12 protein-coding genes are annotated in these 14,520 nt (G+C 65.8%); 5 read left to right on the forward strand and 7 right to left on the reverse strand.

Annotated elements, in window-relative coordinates; genetic code table 11:
* Nucleotides 1-38: 38 nt before the first annotated feature.
* Nucleotides 39-878 carry a protein-disulfide reductase DsbD domain-containing protein gene (locus JQ572_RS06485; protein WP_211382107.1) on the reverse strand — a complete coding sequence of 280 codons (840 nt, stop codon included), beginning with the start codon at nucleotides 876-878 and terminating at the stop codon, nucleotides 39-41.
* Between the two features lie 142 nt (nucleotides 879-1,020).
* Here JQ572_RS06485 and JQ572_RS06490 point away from each other — a divergent pair, with 142 nt between their 5' ends.
* Nucleotides 1,021-1,665, forward strand: a complete 645-nt coding sequence (locus tag JQ572_RS06490; RefSeq protein ID WP_211382109.1) for a YqgE/AlgH family protein — start codon at nucleotides 1,021-1,023, stop codon at nucleotides 1,663-1,665.
* A 189-nt stretch (nucleotides 1,666-1,854) separates the two neighbouring features.
* Here the strand turns inward: JQ572_RS06490 and JQ572_RS06495 are convergent, their stop codons facing one another.
* Nucleotides 1,855-2,742 (reverse strand): TauD/TfdA dioxygenase family protein, encoded by an 888-nt coding sequence (locus JQ572_RS06495; RefSeq protein ID WP_211382110.1) that lies wholly within the window; start codon nucleotides 2,740-2,742, stop codon nucleotides 1,855-1,857.
* A 98-nt stretch (nucleotides 2,743-2,840) separates the two neighbouring features.
* A complete protein-coding gene (locus JQ572_RS06500; RefSeq protein WP_211382112.1) occupies nucleotides 2,841-3,620 on the reverse strand; it encodes an SDR family NAD(P)-dependent oxidoreductase in 780 nt (259 codons plus the stop codon).
* Nucleotides 3,621-3,732: 112 nt separating this feature from the next.
* On the opposite strand from JQ572_RS06500, the gene JQ572_RS06505 reads away from it, so the two are divergent.
* Together JQ572_RS06505 and JQ572_RS06510 are read left to right on the forward strand one after the other, a co-directional pair.
* Nucleotides 3,733-4,470, forward strand: coding sequence for an SDR family NAD(P)-dependent oxidoreductase (locus JQ572_RS06505; protein WP_211382114.1), 738 nt, complete (start codon nucleotides 3,733-3,735; stop codon nucleotides 4,468-4,470).
* A 100-nt stretch (nucleotides 4,471-4,570) separates the two neighbouring features.
* Nucleotides 4,571-4,945, forward strand: a complete 375-nt coding sequence (locus tag JQ572_RS06510) for a CsbD family protein (protein ID WP_211382115.1) — start codon at nucleotides 4,571-4,573, stop codon at nucleotides 4,943-4,945.
* A gap of 164 nt (nucleotides 4,946-5,109) precedes the next feature.
* Here the strand turns inward: JQ572_RS06510 and JQ572_RS06515 are convergent, their stop codons facing one another.
* Nucleotides 5,110-6,795 carry an SGNH/GDSL hydrolase family protein gene (locus JQ572_RS06515; protein ID WP_211382116.1) on the reverse strand — a complete coding sequence of 562 codons (1,686 nt, stop codon included), beginning with the start codon at nucleotides 6,793-6,795 and terminating at the stop codon, nucleotides 5,110-5,112.
* Nucleotides 6,796-6,964: 169 nt separating this feature from the next.
* Entirely contained in the window at nucleotides 6,965-8,344 is a 1,380-nt protein-coding gene (locus tag JQ572_RS06520; RefSeq protein ID WP_211382117.1) for a lytic murein transglycosylase, read from the reverse strand.
* A 195-nt stretch (nucleotides 8,345-8,539) separates the two neighbouring features.
* Here JQ572_RS06520 and JQ572_RS06525 point away from each other — a divergent pair, with 195 nt between their 5' ends.
* Nucleotides 8,540-9,415 carry a UTP--glucose-1-phosphate uridylyltransferase gene (locus JQ572_RS06525; protein WP_211382118.1) on the forward strand — a complete coding sequence of 292 codons (876 nt, stop codon included), beginning with the start codon at nucleotides 8,540-8,542 and terminating at the stop codon, nucleotides 9,413-9,415.
* A 78-nt stretch (nucleotides 9,416-9,493) separates the two neighbouring features.
* Here JQ572_RS06525 and JQ572_RS06530 read toward each other — a convergent pair whose 3' ends face one another.
* Nucleotides 9,494-10,990 carry a sensor domain-containing diguanylate cyclase gene (locus JQ572_RS06530; protein ID WP_211382119.1) on the reverse strand — a complete coding sequence of 499 codons (1,497 nt, stop codon included), beginning with the start codon at nucleotides 10,988-10,990 and terminating at the stop codon, nucleotides 9,494-9,496.
* A 141-nt stretch (nucleotides 10,991-11,131) separates the two neighbouring features.
* Here JQ572_RS06530 and JQ572_RS06535 point away from each other — a divergent pair, with 141 nt between their 5' ends.
* The gene (locus tag JQ572_RS06535; RefSeq protein WP_211382120.1) at nucleotides 11,132-11,395 is read left to right on the forward strand and encodes a DUF7662 domain-containing protein; all 264 of its coding nucleotides are present in this window, start codon (nucleotides 11,132-11,134) and stop codon (nucleotides 11,393-11,395) included.
* Nucleotides 11,396-11,561: 166 nt separating this feature from the next.
* On the opposite strand, the gene JQ572_RS06540 is transcribed toward JQ572_RS06535, so the two are convergent.
* Nucleotides 11,562-14,438 carry an EAL domain-containing protein gene (locus JQ572_RS06540; RefSeq protein WP_211382121.1) on the reverse strand — a complete coding sequence of 959 codons (2,877 nt, stop codon included), beginning with the start codon at nucleotides 14,436-14,438 and terminating at the stop codon, nucleotides 11,562-11,564.
* Nucleotides 14,439-14,520 lie beyond the last annotated feature (82 nt).

A 14,520-nucleotide genomic window follows, 5' to 3' on the forward strand; every position in this document is an offset into this window, starting at 1 on the left:
GGCGGGGCAATACCCCTCGCGCTAGGCCGGGACGACAACTACTCCAGATTCATATTGAATTCGTACGATTTCTCCGGCCCGACCAGCGTGAATTTCAGCGCCGCGCCGTCGGGCTTGGCGCCCGGCGGCAGCCCATCGAGCTCGAACGAGAAACGCTTCACGCCGGGCGGGCTGGGCTCGACCGGCGCGGGAATCGGCAGCGACCAATCCGGCGTCGGGCCTTCCACGTACAAATTGACGCCGCGGCTGTCAGGCACGACCACGTCGACCACCACGTTCTTGGGTCCGTCGCGCCTGATGTCGCGGATGGTGAGCGGATTGGGATCGCCGACATTCGCGGGTTTCGGCACGGTGTCGAGCGCTGCACGCAGATTGGCGTCCTCGGTCGAGGCGACGTTGTTGAAACCAAGCTCGGCGCTGGCCTCGACAGGAATGCAGAGCTTCTCGCACACCGCGTAATTGATCTCGGCGCGCAGCGTCACCGGCTTGTCGGCGGCCTTGGCGACGATGCGCAAGGGCAGCACGATCTGGTCGTGATAGCCGATCGAATGGCCGCCTGCGCCGTCGTCGAACTTCTGCGGCGCCGGCCACATCACGGTCACCGCTTCGACATTGTCTGATTTCGAGAAGTCGAACCGTGGCGGGACGCCGGAATCGCCGGGCATGCGCCAGTAGGTTTTCCACCCCGGCTGGATCTGGAACGCGATACCGCCGAGCAGGACCGCGCCGCTGCGCGATCCTGCGAGCAACCGCACCGCGGAATGTCCGTCGCGCTGCCACGGCGAGGAGTCGTCGGCACGGGCTGCGATGGCCAGCGACGACGCAAGCAGGGTTGTCACGACGCCAACCGCCGCACGCAGGGGAACTCTTGTCAGCATGGCACGTCTTTACAGGGGCGTCCCGAGGCAAGCCATTGAATTGCTTGTGATGGATGCACTTCAATCAAGTCCCGGCAAGCCTTGATTTGACAGCCGCCCGGCCCGACATCAGGATAGGAATTGAAACCGGAGTGCTTCACCGATGGCTCCCACAGGCAAGAGGACGGGCGAAAGCACCCGCAAGCCGGCCCCCGCGCTCCCGAGTACGGCGCGTTACCTCGATGGACGGTTGCTGATCGCGATGCCCGTGATGGGCGACGAGCGCTTCGAGCGCTCGGTGATCTACCTCTGCGCCCACTCCGCCGAAGGCGCCATGGGCATCATCGTGAACCACCCGGCCGGCAGCATCGACTTCCCCGAGCTCTTGCAGCAACTCGGCATCATCAGGAAGGGCGAGCACATCAAGCTGCCGGAGAATGCCGAGAGCATGAAGGTGCTGCGGGGTGGTCCGGTCGATACCGGCCGCGGCTTCGTGCTGCACTCCAGCGATTTCTACATCGAGAACGCGACGCTCCGGATCGACGACGGCGTCTGCCTCACGGCCACCGTCGACATCCTGAGGGCGATCGCCAACGGCTCCGGCCCCAAGCACGCCATCCTCGCGCTCGGCTATGCCGGCTGGGCGCCGGGCCAGCTCGAGACCGAAATCCAGAGCAATGGCTGGCTGCATTGCGATGCGGATTCGGATCTGATCTTCGGCGACGACGTCGATGAAAAATACGGCCGCGCGCTGCGCAAGATCGGCATCGATCCCGGCATGCTCTCGAACGAGGCAGGGCACGCGTAGCTCTGTGGCTAGTGACGCTCTCACGGCCGTCATTGCGAGGAGCGAAGCGACGAAGCAATCCAGAATCCTTCAGCGATGACAGTCTGGATTGCTTCGCTTCGCTCGCAATGACGGAGTTTGTTGAGGCGGTCCGCTCTCGTCGTCGGTATCCTCCGCTGTTGTCCCGGCCTTCGCCGGTGAATGCCGCCTCTACTCCGCCGCCTGCTGCTGCACCGTCGGCTCCGTCCCGGCCACCGTCGCGCGGCGCATGTCGCGGGGCTGGGACTGATCGTAGCGGCGGACGCGGTGCATGGTCTGGCGGTTGTCCCACATCACGAGATCATGCAGCTTCCATTTGTGCACGTAGACGAACTCGCCTTGCGTCGCGTGCTCGTTGAGGTCGCGCAGCAAAAGGCGGCCCTCCGGCACGCTCATGCTGACGATCTTGCCGGCATGCGATGACAGATACAGCGACTTGCGGCGATGGACCGGATGGGTGCGCACGAGACGTTGCAGCACCGGCTTGAACATCTCCTTCTCGTCGTCGGTATATTCGGTGAAGCCGAGCGAGCCCCGCGAATACATCAGCGAATGCTCGCAGACGAGGTCCTCGATCTCCGTCTTGGTCTCGTCGTCGAGCGCGTCATAGGCGGCGCGCATGTCGGCGAATTCGGTGTTGCCGCCTTTCGGGTTCACCACGCGCGCCGACAGCAGCGAGAATTTTGCCGGGATGGGCCGGAACGAGCTGTCGGAGTGCCAGAGGCAATTGCCGAGGTTGAACAGATTGGCGCGGCTGTCCTTCGGCAGCGGCTTGCCGTCCTTGCCGAGGTTTGAAACATCGTTCAAGCCCGAACTGAGGCGGTATTCGCTGGCCTTGGTAATGTTGCCGCCGCGTGCGTCCTCGCGCTGGCCGAAATTCAGCGCGAAGGCCATCTGCTGTTCGTCGGTGATGTCCTGGTCGTGGAACACCAGCACCGCATATTTGTCCATGGCGGCCTCGACTTCGCGGGCTTCGGTCCCGGTGAGAGGCTTTCGCAAGTCGAGGCCCGAAACCTCGCCGACAAAATGTTTCTGAAGCTGCCGGATGGCGATCGTCATGACGTTGTCTCCCGCGGACCGCGAGCGGTTGGTCCCGCTCTGTTGAGGAAAAAGCTACTCCGGCGGCCGGCGATGTCAACGCTCGGGCAGCATACCTCTTACGCGTTGCGCGCCATCAGGCCGCCGTCGACCGGGATCACCGCGCCGGTGAGGAAGGACGCCGCCGGCAGGCACAGGCTCAGCGTCATATGCGCGACCTCCTCCGGATCGCCGTAGCGGCCGAGTGCAGTGCGGCGCTTGGCGTAGATGGTCTTGTGCTCCTCCGAGATGCGGTCGGTGATGGCGGTGCGGATCGGCCCCGGGCAGATGCAGTTCACGGTGATGCCCTCGCGGCCGAGCTCGACCGCGAGCGAGCGGGTAAGGCTTGCGACGCCGCCCTTCGCCGCGGAATAGGGGCTGTGCAACGCGGTGGCGCCGAGCGCCTCGGTCGAGGCGATGTTGACGATCCGCGCGCACTTCGATCGGCGCAGATGCGGCAGAGCGGCGCGGATGATGCGTGGATGCGCCGTCAGCATCACCGCGATGCCCCTGGCCCAGGCATCCTCGTAGGCCTCGTCGTCGATCGCGACGCGCACGGAGATGCCGGCATTGTTGACGACGACGTCGAGACCGCCGAAATGCGCGGCGACGTCGCCGACCACGCGCTTGATCTCGCCGGCGTCGGCAACGTCGAGCTTCCACGCCTTCGCTGCTCCGCCGGTTGCCGAGATCTCCTTGGCGACCGCATATGCGCCTTGCTCGTCATGATCGGTGACGGCGACGCTGGCGCCTTCGCTTGCGAACACGCGCGCGGTCGCGCGTCCCATGCCGCTGGCCGCGCCGGTGACGAGAACGGTCAGGCCCTTTACGGATCGGCTGAGCTCCTTGAAATCGGACATGCTGTTTCCTCGCGGCGTGCTTGTTCTTGTTATGATTGACAAGGCTGGCATCGATCCGCAGACAGGTCAAACAAGCGAGACAAAAGACGCGCAGAACAAAAGGGAGGCCGCGATGACGAACGAGCTGGATTTCTCGGGCAGGCAGGTGCTGGTCGTCGGCGGTTCCAGCGGCATCGGCAACGGCATCGCGCAAGCCTTTCGTGTCAGGGGCGCAGGCGTTGCGGTCTGCGGCACACGCGCTCACGCAACGGAATATTCAGCCGAGGAAGGCTCCGATCTCACCGGTCTTTCCTACGCGCAGCTCGACGTCGCCAATGCCGGCGCGATCGAGGCGTTCAAGCCGTCCTTCGACAAGCTGGATGTCCTCGTGCTCGCGCAGGGCGCGGTGCTCTATCGCCGCGGCGAATTCGAGATGGATGGCTTCCGCAAGGTCGTCGAGGTCAATCTGATGAGCCTGATGGCCTGCGCCACGCGATTTCATTCCATGCTGCGGGATGCGCGGGGATCGCTGATCATGGTGTCTTCGACTGCGGCCTATCATTCCACCATGGGCAATCCCGCCTACAACGCCTCGAAGACCGGTGCGGTCGGATTGACGCGGACGCTGGGCGAGGCCTGGGCCGAGGACGGCATCCGCGTCAACGGCATCGCGCCCGGCCTCGTCGACACCAAGATGACGAAGGTGACGACCGACAATCCCAAGCGGCTCGAAGGCGCGCTGGCGCGCATTCCGCTGCGGCGATTGGGCACGCCGGCCGACATGGCGGGCGCGGCCCTGTTCCTGGCGTCGCCGCTGTCGTCCTACATCATCGGCCAGACACTGGTCGTCGATGGCGGGCTCATCCTGTAGCTCATCCGGCTAGACACTCACCCGCATTACACTTTCGCAAAGACTTGGAACTGTGCTGCTCCTGATCGGTTACTTGGGCTGACCCCGGAGGAGGAGCATCATGGATAAAGATCGGATCGTCGGATCGGCCAAGGAATTCGCTGGACGCGCGGAAGGCGCTGTCGGAGATCTGGCCGGCGATGCGCAGACACAGGCGTCGGGCAAGGCGCGCGAAGCCGCCGGCACCGTGCAGAATCTCTACGGCCAGGCCAAGGACGCCGTACGCGACGCCGGCGAGACGGCGGCCGGCTACGCCAAGGACGCCTACGAGAACAGCGGCGAGACTTTCCGCGACGGCACGCAGGCAATTAGCCAGAAGGTGCAGGACAACCCGCTTGGCTCGTTGCTCATCGCCGGTGGCATCGGGTTCGCACTCGCGCTGCTGATGTCGCGGCCCGCCCGCCGCCCGCCGCCGCGCTGGCGCTACTACGGCTAAGCCGACGCTCGATAACCAAAGGGCCCCGGACGCAGGGCGGCCTGGGCGATGCGTCACATCGTCCGGAAACGCCGCATTGCTGAACCGGGGCCCATTCTTTTTGGGAATGCCGCATATGCCGGGTCCCGACTCTGCGCAGCAGCGTTGCGGCGCGTTCGGAACAATTACCTGAGCACTTCCGCCGATCGTCCGACATTGCCCGGTGGACGCGGGATCGCGGGGTTCGGATTGGGATTGCGCGGCCCCGGCGCCAGTTGACGCGGCGGGGGCGGCGGGGAGCCGAAGCCGAAGAAATCACGCATCGATGGCGCCGCCTGCGCCGGCTGCTGCGGCACCGGCGGCTTCTTCGGCGCGAGCTTTGGCGGCGCGATCGCTGCGGCCGCACCCGGCGTGCCGCCGTCGGGCGTCGTCACGGCCATCGGCGTATCGCCCTTGGCCTGCTCGCGGCCGACTTCGCGGCGCGGCCAGGCATAATCGTCGGCGCGGCCAGCGGGCGGGGCCAGCGGCTCGCCCTTCACCATCGTCCTTGCGGCGAGCGCATCGACGGCGGCGGGACGCGAGCCCGGTCCGCCCAGCAATTGATCGGTCGAGATCGAGGCCGCAACCAGCGGCACGATCGGGCCGGCCAGCGGCCGCGGCGCCGGCTTGCCGGGCTCGGCGCTGGTGTCGGGCGTTCCCGGTTCGCTCGGCAGCGCGATCGGGCCGGACCGTCCCGCGAGCAGGCGCGTGATCTCGCGCTCGACATAATGGGCGAGCTTGCGCGCGCCGGGCTTGGTGAAATAGACGCCGTCATAGCTGCGCAGCTGACGGATCTGGCCTTCGAAGTCCGGCCCCTTCTGCAGGAAGCGGCCGGCCTCGTCGACAAAACCGTCCCAGACGTCGACATAGGTGATGCCGGCCTTGGCCGCGCCTTCGCGATAGAGCGAATCCAGGAACAGCATGTCCGCCGTGCCCTTGGGACCGCGGATCGCGGGCAGGCCGACCCAGAGCACCGGCACGCCCCTGGCCTTGAGAACGTTGGCGAGCTCCTCGATCTTCTTGCCGTAGAGCTCGACCCAGCGCTCGTCGCGGAATTCGTAGAGACCGTTTGGGTTGCGCGCGGTCTTCTCCGGCGCGGTCGCAGGCGCGTCGGCGTTGTCGGCATCGTCCTGCGGCAGGTCGGTGTCGGCCGGCTTGTCGTCCGGCTTGGCGGCGGTGTCGGGCTTGGCATCGCCGGGCTTGTCGCCTGGCTTGCCTTGCGGCTTGGCGCGTGCGCCCTTGTCGTTCTTCTTGTCCTTGTCCGAGGCCTTGTCCGTTTTGTCGGGCGCAGCCTCGCGGATCGCGATGCGGTCGTTGAGGCCGAGCATGACGACGATGACATCGGGCTTCTCGGTTTCGAGAATGCCCTTGGCCGCAGCTGTCCAGTCCGAGGGCTCGCCCTTCGGCTGGTACTTGATCAGGCCTGAGGTGGTCCTGTGCTTGCGGATCACGCCCATGTCGGGCTGTTCGGTGTAGGCGTCTTCGAGTCCGTAGGCGAGCCAGTCGGCCATGGCGTCGCCGATCACGAGCACGTTCTTGTCGGGGATGGTGTCGCGCTTGGCCGGCGCCGGCGCGCGCGAAAAGTCCTGGCGCGGGGCTTGCGGCTGTTGCTGCTGGAACGGCGCGAAGAAGTCGCCGCCGAACCAGCCACCGCCACCTCCGCCGTTTCGTGGCGGCGGGGCCGAGCGCTGCGGCGGGCCGCCGAAGCCGGGGAAGTTGAAGAACTGCGCCGAGGCCGGTCCCGCGACCGACACCAGAATCGCAAGCGCCGTCCCCAGCGCGATCAGCGGGCCGGTCTCGGTCAGCGCCTTGAAAAGGGACTTCTTCGACATGCGATCTCGGGCACGCGCAATGGGGATTGGAAGCAGCTCGATATAATAACGGAATCAGGCGCCAAACGGGCAGATTCTCTTTCAGATTCTCGTTGATACACCGGGGAACAGCCTTCCCCGTCAAGGCTGCCGGCCAAAATCCCCGTTCAGGGTTACTTTCGGCGCGATTTTACCGCCCGCGCAGCCGGTCCAGCACGTCGGAGGAGGCAAAACCGTCCGCGGGGACCCCGATCGAGGCCTGGAAGTTGCGCAGGGCCTCCCGGGTCTGGCCGCCGAACTGGCCGTCCGGGGTGCCCTTGTAGAAGCCGCGCTGGGCCAGCAGTTGCTGGAGTTCCAGCCGCTCGGTGCGTGCCAGCTCCCGCTCCTGGCGCGGCCAGGGCTGCACGAAGGGCTGCCCCCCGCGCAGGCGGTCGGCGAAATGCCCGATCGCCAGCGCATAGGCCTCGGCCGGATTGTACTTCATGATGACGCGGAAGTTCTGCAGCATCAGGAAGCCCGGCCCCTGCGCGCCGGCGGGCGCCAGCAGATAGGCTTTCTCCGCCGGGTGCGTGAACGGCTGGCCCGCCGGACGCTTGAGCCCGAGCTTCTCCCATTGCGCGAGCGTCATCGCCTTGGCACGGTCGGCCAGCATGTAGTTGAAGCCCTGGGGCACCACGACCTCATAGCCCCAGGTCTGACCGGACTGCCAGCCGTCCTTCTTCAGATTGTTGGCGGTCGATGCGATCAGGTCGGAGGGATTGTCGACGACGTCGCGCCGTCCATCGCCGTCGCCGTCGACGGCAAAGCGCTTGAACGCGGTCGGCATGAACTGGGTCGGGCCGAAGGCTCCGGCCCAGGAGCCGCGCATCTGTTCAGGGCGTAGATCGCCGCGATTGACGATCTCCAGCGCGGAGAGGAATTCGTCCTTGAAGTAAGCCTGGCGGCGGCCGATGCAGGCGAGCGTCGCCGTCGATTGCAGCACGCTGCGGTCGCCCATCTGCGTCGAGTAGTTGGATTCGATGCCCCAGATCGAGGCGATGATATAGCGGTCGACGCCGGTGGCCTTTTCGGTGGCGTCGAACTGCGCCTTGTACTTGGCGAGCACCTCGCGGCCCTTGGCGAGGCGGTTGTCGTTCACGAGGATGTCGAGATAGTCCCAGATCGACTTGGTGAACTCCGGCTGTGAATCCATCAGGTCCATGATGCGCAGGTCGGGGGCGAGCCCTGCGGTGAAGCGCTGGAAATTCTCCTGCGTGATGCCGCGCCGTGCGGCATCGGGCCACATCGCAGCGACGCAGTTGTTGAAATTGCCGGCAGCCTCGCGGATCGCGGCGGCCGTCATCAGCGGATGGCCGGAGGCGCCGTCCTCGCCGCTCCAGGGTTGAGCGCCGCCCGGCGGAGCTTGCGCGGGAGCAGGGTTCGAGCCGGAGAAAATCCCGCCGAACAGGTTCGACAGGCCGTTCTGCGCCTGTGCCTGAGCGCAAGCCGGCAGCAGCAACGCGGCCGCGATCATCGCTCCGCTGGTCACAAATCCAGCACGTTTTGCCAGCCCTGCCATCGATTGCATCATGTCCAACCCGTCGACCTGAAAATCCGCCTTCAGGAGGCCCGGTTACGGTTGCCAATAGCTTAACAAAGGTGAAATTTTGGTGACGGGCTTTTTCTCAACTTCGCAAGGACGAGGCCCCACATCCGCCTTTGTTAGCGGCTGCAAACAAGCTAGCAAGATGCCATTGCTCCCTTCCTCAGGTATTCGATCGATCCCATGAAAATTCGCAAAGCCGTGTTCCCTGTCGCCGGCCTCGGCACCCGCGTCCTGCCCGCCACCAAGGCGATGCCGAAGGAAATGCTGACCATCGTCGACAAGCCGCTGATCCAGTACGTCTATGACGAGGCGAAGGAGGCCGGCATCGAGCATTTCATCTTCGTCACCGGCCGCAACAAGAACGTCATCGAAGATCATTTCGACAAGATGTACGAGCTCGACGCCACACTCGCCGCACGCGGCAAGAAGGCCGAGCAGGAGATCCTGGCGCAGAACCAGCCGGAGGCCGGCGCCGTCAGCTTCACCCGCCAGCAGGCGCCGCTCGGTCTTGGTCATGCGGTCTGGTGCGCGCGCGACATCGTCGGCGACGAGCCGTTCGCGGTCGTGCTGCCGGACGAGCTCGTGCTCAACACGCCCGGCTGCCTGAAGCAGATGATCGAGACCGCGTCCGGGCTCGGCGAGAAATCCAACCTCATCGCGGTCGAGGCGGTGCCCGACCATCTCACCCATCAATACGGCATCTGCGGCGTCGGCAAGCGCACCGGCAAGATGTTCGAGGTCGACGGCATGGTCGAGAAGCCGGCCAAGGGCACCGCGCCCTCCAACCTCTCGATCACCGGCCGCTACATCCTGCAGCCGGAAATCTTCAAGATACTGGAGACCCAGGAGCGCGGCGCCGGCGGCGAGATCCAGCTCACCGACGCCATGATCGGGCTGGCCAGGTCGCAGAAATTCTATGGCGTCGAATTCGAGGGCGAGCGCCATGATTGCGGCTCCAAGCCCGGCTTTCTCCGCGCCAACATCGCCTACGGCCTGAAGCGGCCGGAGCTGCGCGAGGGGCTGATCGCGGAGATGAAGAAGTATCTGGGAGAGTAGCGCTCGCTACATCCTCTCGTCATTGCGAGCGAAGCGAAGCAATCCAGAATGCATCCGCGAATGTGTCCGCGGAGAACCTCACGCCACCAGCGACAGCTTCGGCAGGGTCGCGATCACCGACTGGTTGCGGCCGCCGGCTTTCGCCGCATAGAGCGCCTTGTCGGCGGCGGCGACCAGGATCGGCCAGTCCGTGCCGCTCGCGGGAACGAAGCTGGCGACGCCGCAGGAAACCGTCGAACTGGTCTGGTCGTCGGACCAGCCCTGCACCTTGACGCGGATCGTCTCGGCGACCTTGAACGCGTCGGTGGCCGAAATGTTCGGCAGCAGCACGGCGAATTCCTCGCCGCCATAGCGCGCCGCGCAGTCGCCGGCGCGGCTCACCGAATCGGAAATGCAGATGGCTATGCCGACCAGCACCTGGTCGCCGGCCTGGTGGCCGAACGTGTCGTTGTAGGCCTTGAAGTGATCGGCGTCGATCATCAGCAGCGCGACCGGCGTCTTCTGGCGCATCGCGCGGCGCCATTCGACGTCGATGACCTGGTCGAACTTGCGGCGGTTCCTCAGTCCGGTGAGCGCGTCCGTCGTCGCCATCTCCTCGAGCTTGCGCTCGGCCTCGGCGCGCCGGCCGATCTCGCGGGCGAGCACCAGCGTCGAGGCCAGCATGAACAGGATCAGCGCCAGGACCACGGCACCGATGCGAACGGCTTCCTTCTGCCAGAGCTCGAACACGGCCGCCAGCGGCTTGCCCGCCACCACGAACAGCGGGCCGGAGCCAGTGCTGCGCACGTAGAGGCGCGGCGTCGCGTCCACCGGGCCCTGGCCCTCATAGGCTCCGCCGGCCTTGAGATTGTCGGCCTTCCAACTCTGCAGCGCCGCGAGATTCTTGCCGATCACGTCGAGGTCGAACGGCCGCCGCATCATGATGGTGCGGTCGCGCTTGAGCACGGTGATGGTGTCACTGGGATCGAGGTTCAGCCGCTCGAACAATTCGTGGAAATAGCTGAAGCGGATCGAGCCGGCGACGACGCCCATGAAGCCGCCGTCGGCGTCGCCGATGCGCCGGCTCAGCACGATCGAATAGGCCCCCCGGAACAGCATGGGCCGGCTGATGAAGAGCCCGGCTTCGGGATTGTCGCGATGGACCTTGAAGTAGTCCTCCTCGCTCCGGTTCTCCGGCGAGGGATCGAGCGTGGAGGCATCGACGGTCAGCCTGCCCTCGGCGTCGAACACCTGGATCGCGCCGAAATGCCTCGCCGTCGTCGCATGGTCGAACAGGATCAGGTGGCGGATCGACTTCGAGACCGTGGCGAGCTCCGGCAACAGCATGCCGCTGGCGACGGCCTTCAGGGACAAATCGTAGATCTCGATGTTGCGGCTGATGTCGGAATCGATGGTCGTCGCCAGGTTCTCCAGCGTCTGGCGGGCAAGCGCCTCCTCGCCGCGGCGCATGTCGAGCATCACGTTGACGCAAATGGCGGAAAAGCCGATCACCGTCACCACGGACGAGATGATCAGCAGCTTCGCCGAAATCCGCCACGGCCGCCGGGCCATGGCGTCGCGCCATCCAGACAACATCGTTTGCTCCCGACATTAGTGGATGCGCCCGAAAGCTTGAGTAGTGTTTAAGGCGGGACGACGCTGCCGCAATGAGTTAAGAAACGGTTTATGAGACCCACGGTTTTAGGCAGTCTCATGCGAGCGGACGAGAGGACGATTGTGAACGACTACGACGCCTTGCGCGATTATCTGATGCGGCAGAAGCAGGCGGAATTCGTGCTGACCTATGAACAGATCGAGGAGATCATCGGCGCGGCCCTGCCGCGCGCGGCGAATCGTGCCTCCTGGTGGGACAGCCTGCGCAGCCCCGACATCCAGATGCCGCAGCGCGAAGCCTGCCTCGCCGCGGGCTTCGTGGCGATGCGGATGCCGGACGGCCAGAGCGTGCGGTTCACGAAGCGGAAGAGCGACCGGCGGCGGTGATATTGATGAGGTTCGCTCTTCCCCTGTCCTCGTGTGGGAGAGGGTGGCTCGCCGCGAAGCGGCGAGGGGTCTCCCTCCGTAAGCCAGCCTCTAACCTCTGAATTTGCCGATACAGCCCCTCATCCCGCGCTTCGCGCCACCACGAGGGGAGAAGGGAAGAGAGCGCCTAGCTCGCTGCTTCCAGCCGCACTTCCGTCAGCAGGCGCATCGCGGCGTCCGCGTCCATCGGCTCGCCGAAGGCGAAGCCCTGCGCGTATTCGCAGCCCATCTGGTAGAGCTCGACCGCGTCGGAATCGGTCTCGGCGCCTTCGGCCACCACGTCCATGCCGAGGTCGTGCGCGAGCGCGATGATCGACTTCAGGATCACCGGACGGGTGCCGCGGTTGGTGGTGCGCACGAACGACTGGTCGATCTTGATGGTGTCGAACGGGAAGCGCTGGAGATAGGCCAGCGAGGAGTGGCCGGTGCCGAAATCGTCGAGCGACAGGCCGGTGCCGAGCTCGCGGATGCGCGTCAGCATCTGCGCTGCATGCTCCGGATTCTCCATCACCAGCGATTCGGTCAATTCGAGCTTGAGCGTGCCGCGCGCCACCGAGGAGCGCGACAGCACGGTGCGGATGTCGTGGATCAGATCGTGGCGCAGCAATTGCCGCGAGGAGACGTTGACGGAGGCGAAGATCGGCTCGCGCGAGCGCATCGCGCGCTGCCAGATCGAGAGCTGCTTGGCGGTCTGGTCGAGCACGAACATGCCGAGGTCGACGATCAGGCCGGTCTCCTCCGCGATGGTGATGAATTCCGACGGTGCCATGCGCCCGAGCTTGGGATGATCCCAGCGGCACAGCGCCTCGAAACCGGCGATCGAGCGATCCTCCAGCCGCACGATCGGCTGGTACAGGATCGTGAGCTCCTGCCGCTCGATGGCGCGGCGCAGTTCGCTCTCCAGCGTCAGCCGGTCGGTCTTGCGCGCGCGCATCGCCGGCTTGTAGACGTCGATGCGGTCGCCGCCGATGCGCTTGGAATGATACATCGCCAGCTCGGCGTCCTTGATGATCTCGTCCGTGAGCTGAACCTGCGGATCGGACAAGGCCAGGCCGATCGAGGCCGTGAGAAAGATCTCGCGGTCGTTGAAGGCGATCGGCGCGCGGATGGTCTTGCGGATGGTTTCGGCGAAGGCGGTGATGCGGGCCGGGTCCTGTTCCGACAGCAGGATCAGGCCGAACTGGTCGCCGGCCATCCGCGCCAGCGTGTCCTGCGGCTTCAGGATGCGGGTGAGGCGGCGGGCGAGCGTCAGCAGGATCGAATCGCCGACCGCGATGCCGACGGAATCGTTGACCTGCTTGAAGCGGTCGAGGTCGATCACCATCAGCGTCGGCCGCAGCGTCGGCATGGTCTTGGCGAAATGCGCGACCGCACCCAGCCGGTCCATGAACAGCTTGCGGTTGGGCAGGCCGGTGAGGTTGTCATGCACGGAATCGTGCAGCAGGCGCTCCTCGGCATTGCGCAGCTCGGTGACGTCGGTGAGGGTGCCGACCACGCGCGAAACCTCGCCGTCGGAGCCGACCACCGGGCGCGCCTTCAGCGCGAACCACATGAAGTGACCGTCCGGCGTGCGCAGGCGGAAATCCTGCACCAGGCGGCCGCGGCGCTGGTCGAGCACGCTGTCGAGCGCGGCGCGGAAGCGGTCCTGGTCGAGCGGATGCAGCACTTCGAGCCATGAGGCCGCCGGGCCTTCCAGCGTGCCGCGCTTGAGGCCGAGCAGGGCCTCGGTTTCGGGACTGGTGAAAACCTTGTCGGCGGAAACGTCCCAGTCCCAGATCAGGTCGCCGGAGCCGGCCAGCGCCAGCGCCCGCCGCTCGATGTCGGAGACGACGCCCGTCGTGGCGCCGCCGCCGGCAAAGGCGTGCTGCATCACCGTGAAGCCGATCAGCATCACGATCAGCACGAGGCCACCGAGCAGGGCAGGGCCGACGATATCGTTGGTGACGGAACCGGCGACCGTCATGCCGGCCGCGATCACCCAGACCACCAGCAGGAACCAGGTCGGGATCAGCAGCACGGCGCGATCGAAGCCGTGGGTCGACAGGTAGACGATCAGCGCGAAGCCGGCGAAGGCGATCAGCACCAGCGAGATGCGCGCGATGCCGGAGGCGACGGCCGGATCGAACAAGGCGAGCGCGACCAGCGAGCCCAGGAAGGCGAGCCAGCCCACCGTGATGTGGGAATAGCGCACGTGCCATCGACTGAGGTTGAGATAGGCGAACAGGAACACCAGCAGCGTTGCCGCCAGGATCGCTTCACCTGCCGCGCGCCAGATGCGCTCGGCGTTGTTCGACATGTCGAGCACCTTGCCCCAGAAGCCGAAATCGACGCCGATATAGACCAGCACGGCCCAGGCCAGCGCCGCGGCCGCCGGGAACATGATGCTTCCCTTGACCACGAACAAGATGGTGAGCACGAGGGCGAGAAGCCCGGAGATGCCGATCACGATGCCCTGGTACAGCGTGAAGGAGTTGACCTTGTCCTTGTAGGCTTCCGGTTCCCACAGATAGAGCTGCGGCAGCTTGTCGGTGCGCAGCTCGGCGACGAAGGTGATGACGGCGCCCGGATCGAGCGTGACGCGGAACACGTCGGCGGTCGGGCTCTCCTGCCGCTCCGGCCGGTCGCCGGTCGAGGGCGTGATGGTAGCGATGCGCGACAGCCCGAGATCCGGCCACAGCAGGCCCGAGGACACGATGCGGTAATGCGGGGCGACGATCAGGCGGTCGAGCTGGTCGTCGGTGTTGTTGGCGAGCGCGAACACCACCCAGTTCTGGCCGCCCTCGCGGGCGCGCACCTCGATGCGGCGGACGATGCCGTCGGTGCCGGGCGCGGTGGAGACCTGGATGCGGTCGGCATCGCTGCGCTGGTGCTCGAGCACGCCGGTGAGGTCGATCGCGGGCGCGTCACCGCGGACGCTGACAGCGTCGAGCGCGCGCGCCGGGGACGCGGCGACGAGAATCATGAGGCCCAGCGCGATGGGCGCGAGGCACCTGATCAGACGCAAGGTCAGTTCTCCGCGTTCGACGCAAACTTTGAATGCAAGGCTGGCACGTAAAGACGATTCAGACCGGACGGAATGGGTTCGG

The sequence above is a fragment of the Bradyrhizobium sp. SZCCT0153 genome (genome assembly GCF_018129995.1).
Classification (GTDB): domain Bacteria; phylum Pseudomonadota; class Alphaproteobacteria; order Rhizobiales; family Xanthobacteraceae; genus Bradyrhizobium; species Bradyrhizobium japonicum_G.

Coding starts and splice junctions, on each gene's coding strand:
- JQ572_RS06510 (WP_211382115.1), top strand. CDS start 4,571: ATGGATAAAGATCGGATCGTCGGATCGGCCAAGGAATTCGCTGGACGC.
- JQ572_RS06500 (WP_211382112.1), bottom strand. CDS start 3,620: ATGTCCGATTTCAAGGAGCTCAGCCGATCCGTAAAGGGCCTGACCGTT.
- JQ572_RS06505 (WP_211382114.1), top strand. CDS start 3,733: ATGACGAACGAGCTGGATTTCTCGGGCAGGCAGGTGCTGGTCGTCGGC.
- JQ572_RS06530 (WP_211382119.1), bottom strand. CDS start 10,990: ATGTTGTCTGGATGGCGCGACGCCATGGCCCGGCGGCCGTGGCGGATT.
- JQ572_RS06485 (WP_211382107.1), bottom strand. CDS start 878: ATGCTGACAAGAGTTCCCCTGCGTGCGGCGGTTGGCGTCGTGACAACC.
- JQ572_RS06525 (WP_211382118.1), top strand. CDS start 8,540: ATGAAAATTCGCAAAGCCGTGTTCCCTGTCGCCGGCCTCGGCACCCGC.
- JQ572_RS06515 (WP_211382116.1), bottom strand. CDS start 6,795: ATGTCGAAGAAGTCCCTTTTCAAGGCGCTGACCGAGACCGGCCCGCTG.
- JQ572_RS06495 (WP_211382110.1), bottom strand. CDS start 2,742: ATGACGATCGCCATCCGGCAGCTTCAGAAACATTTTGTCGGCGAGGTT.
- JQ572_RS06520 (WP_211382117.1), bottom strand. CDS start 8,344: ATGATGCAATCGATGGCAGGGCTGGCAAAACGTGCTGGATTTGTGACC.
- JQ572_RS06490 (WP_211382109.1), top strand. CDS start 1,021: ATGGCTCCCACAGGCAAGAGGACGGGCGAAAGCACCCGCAAGCCGGCC.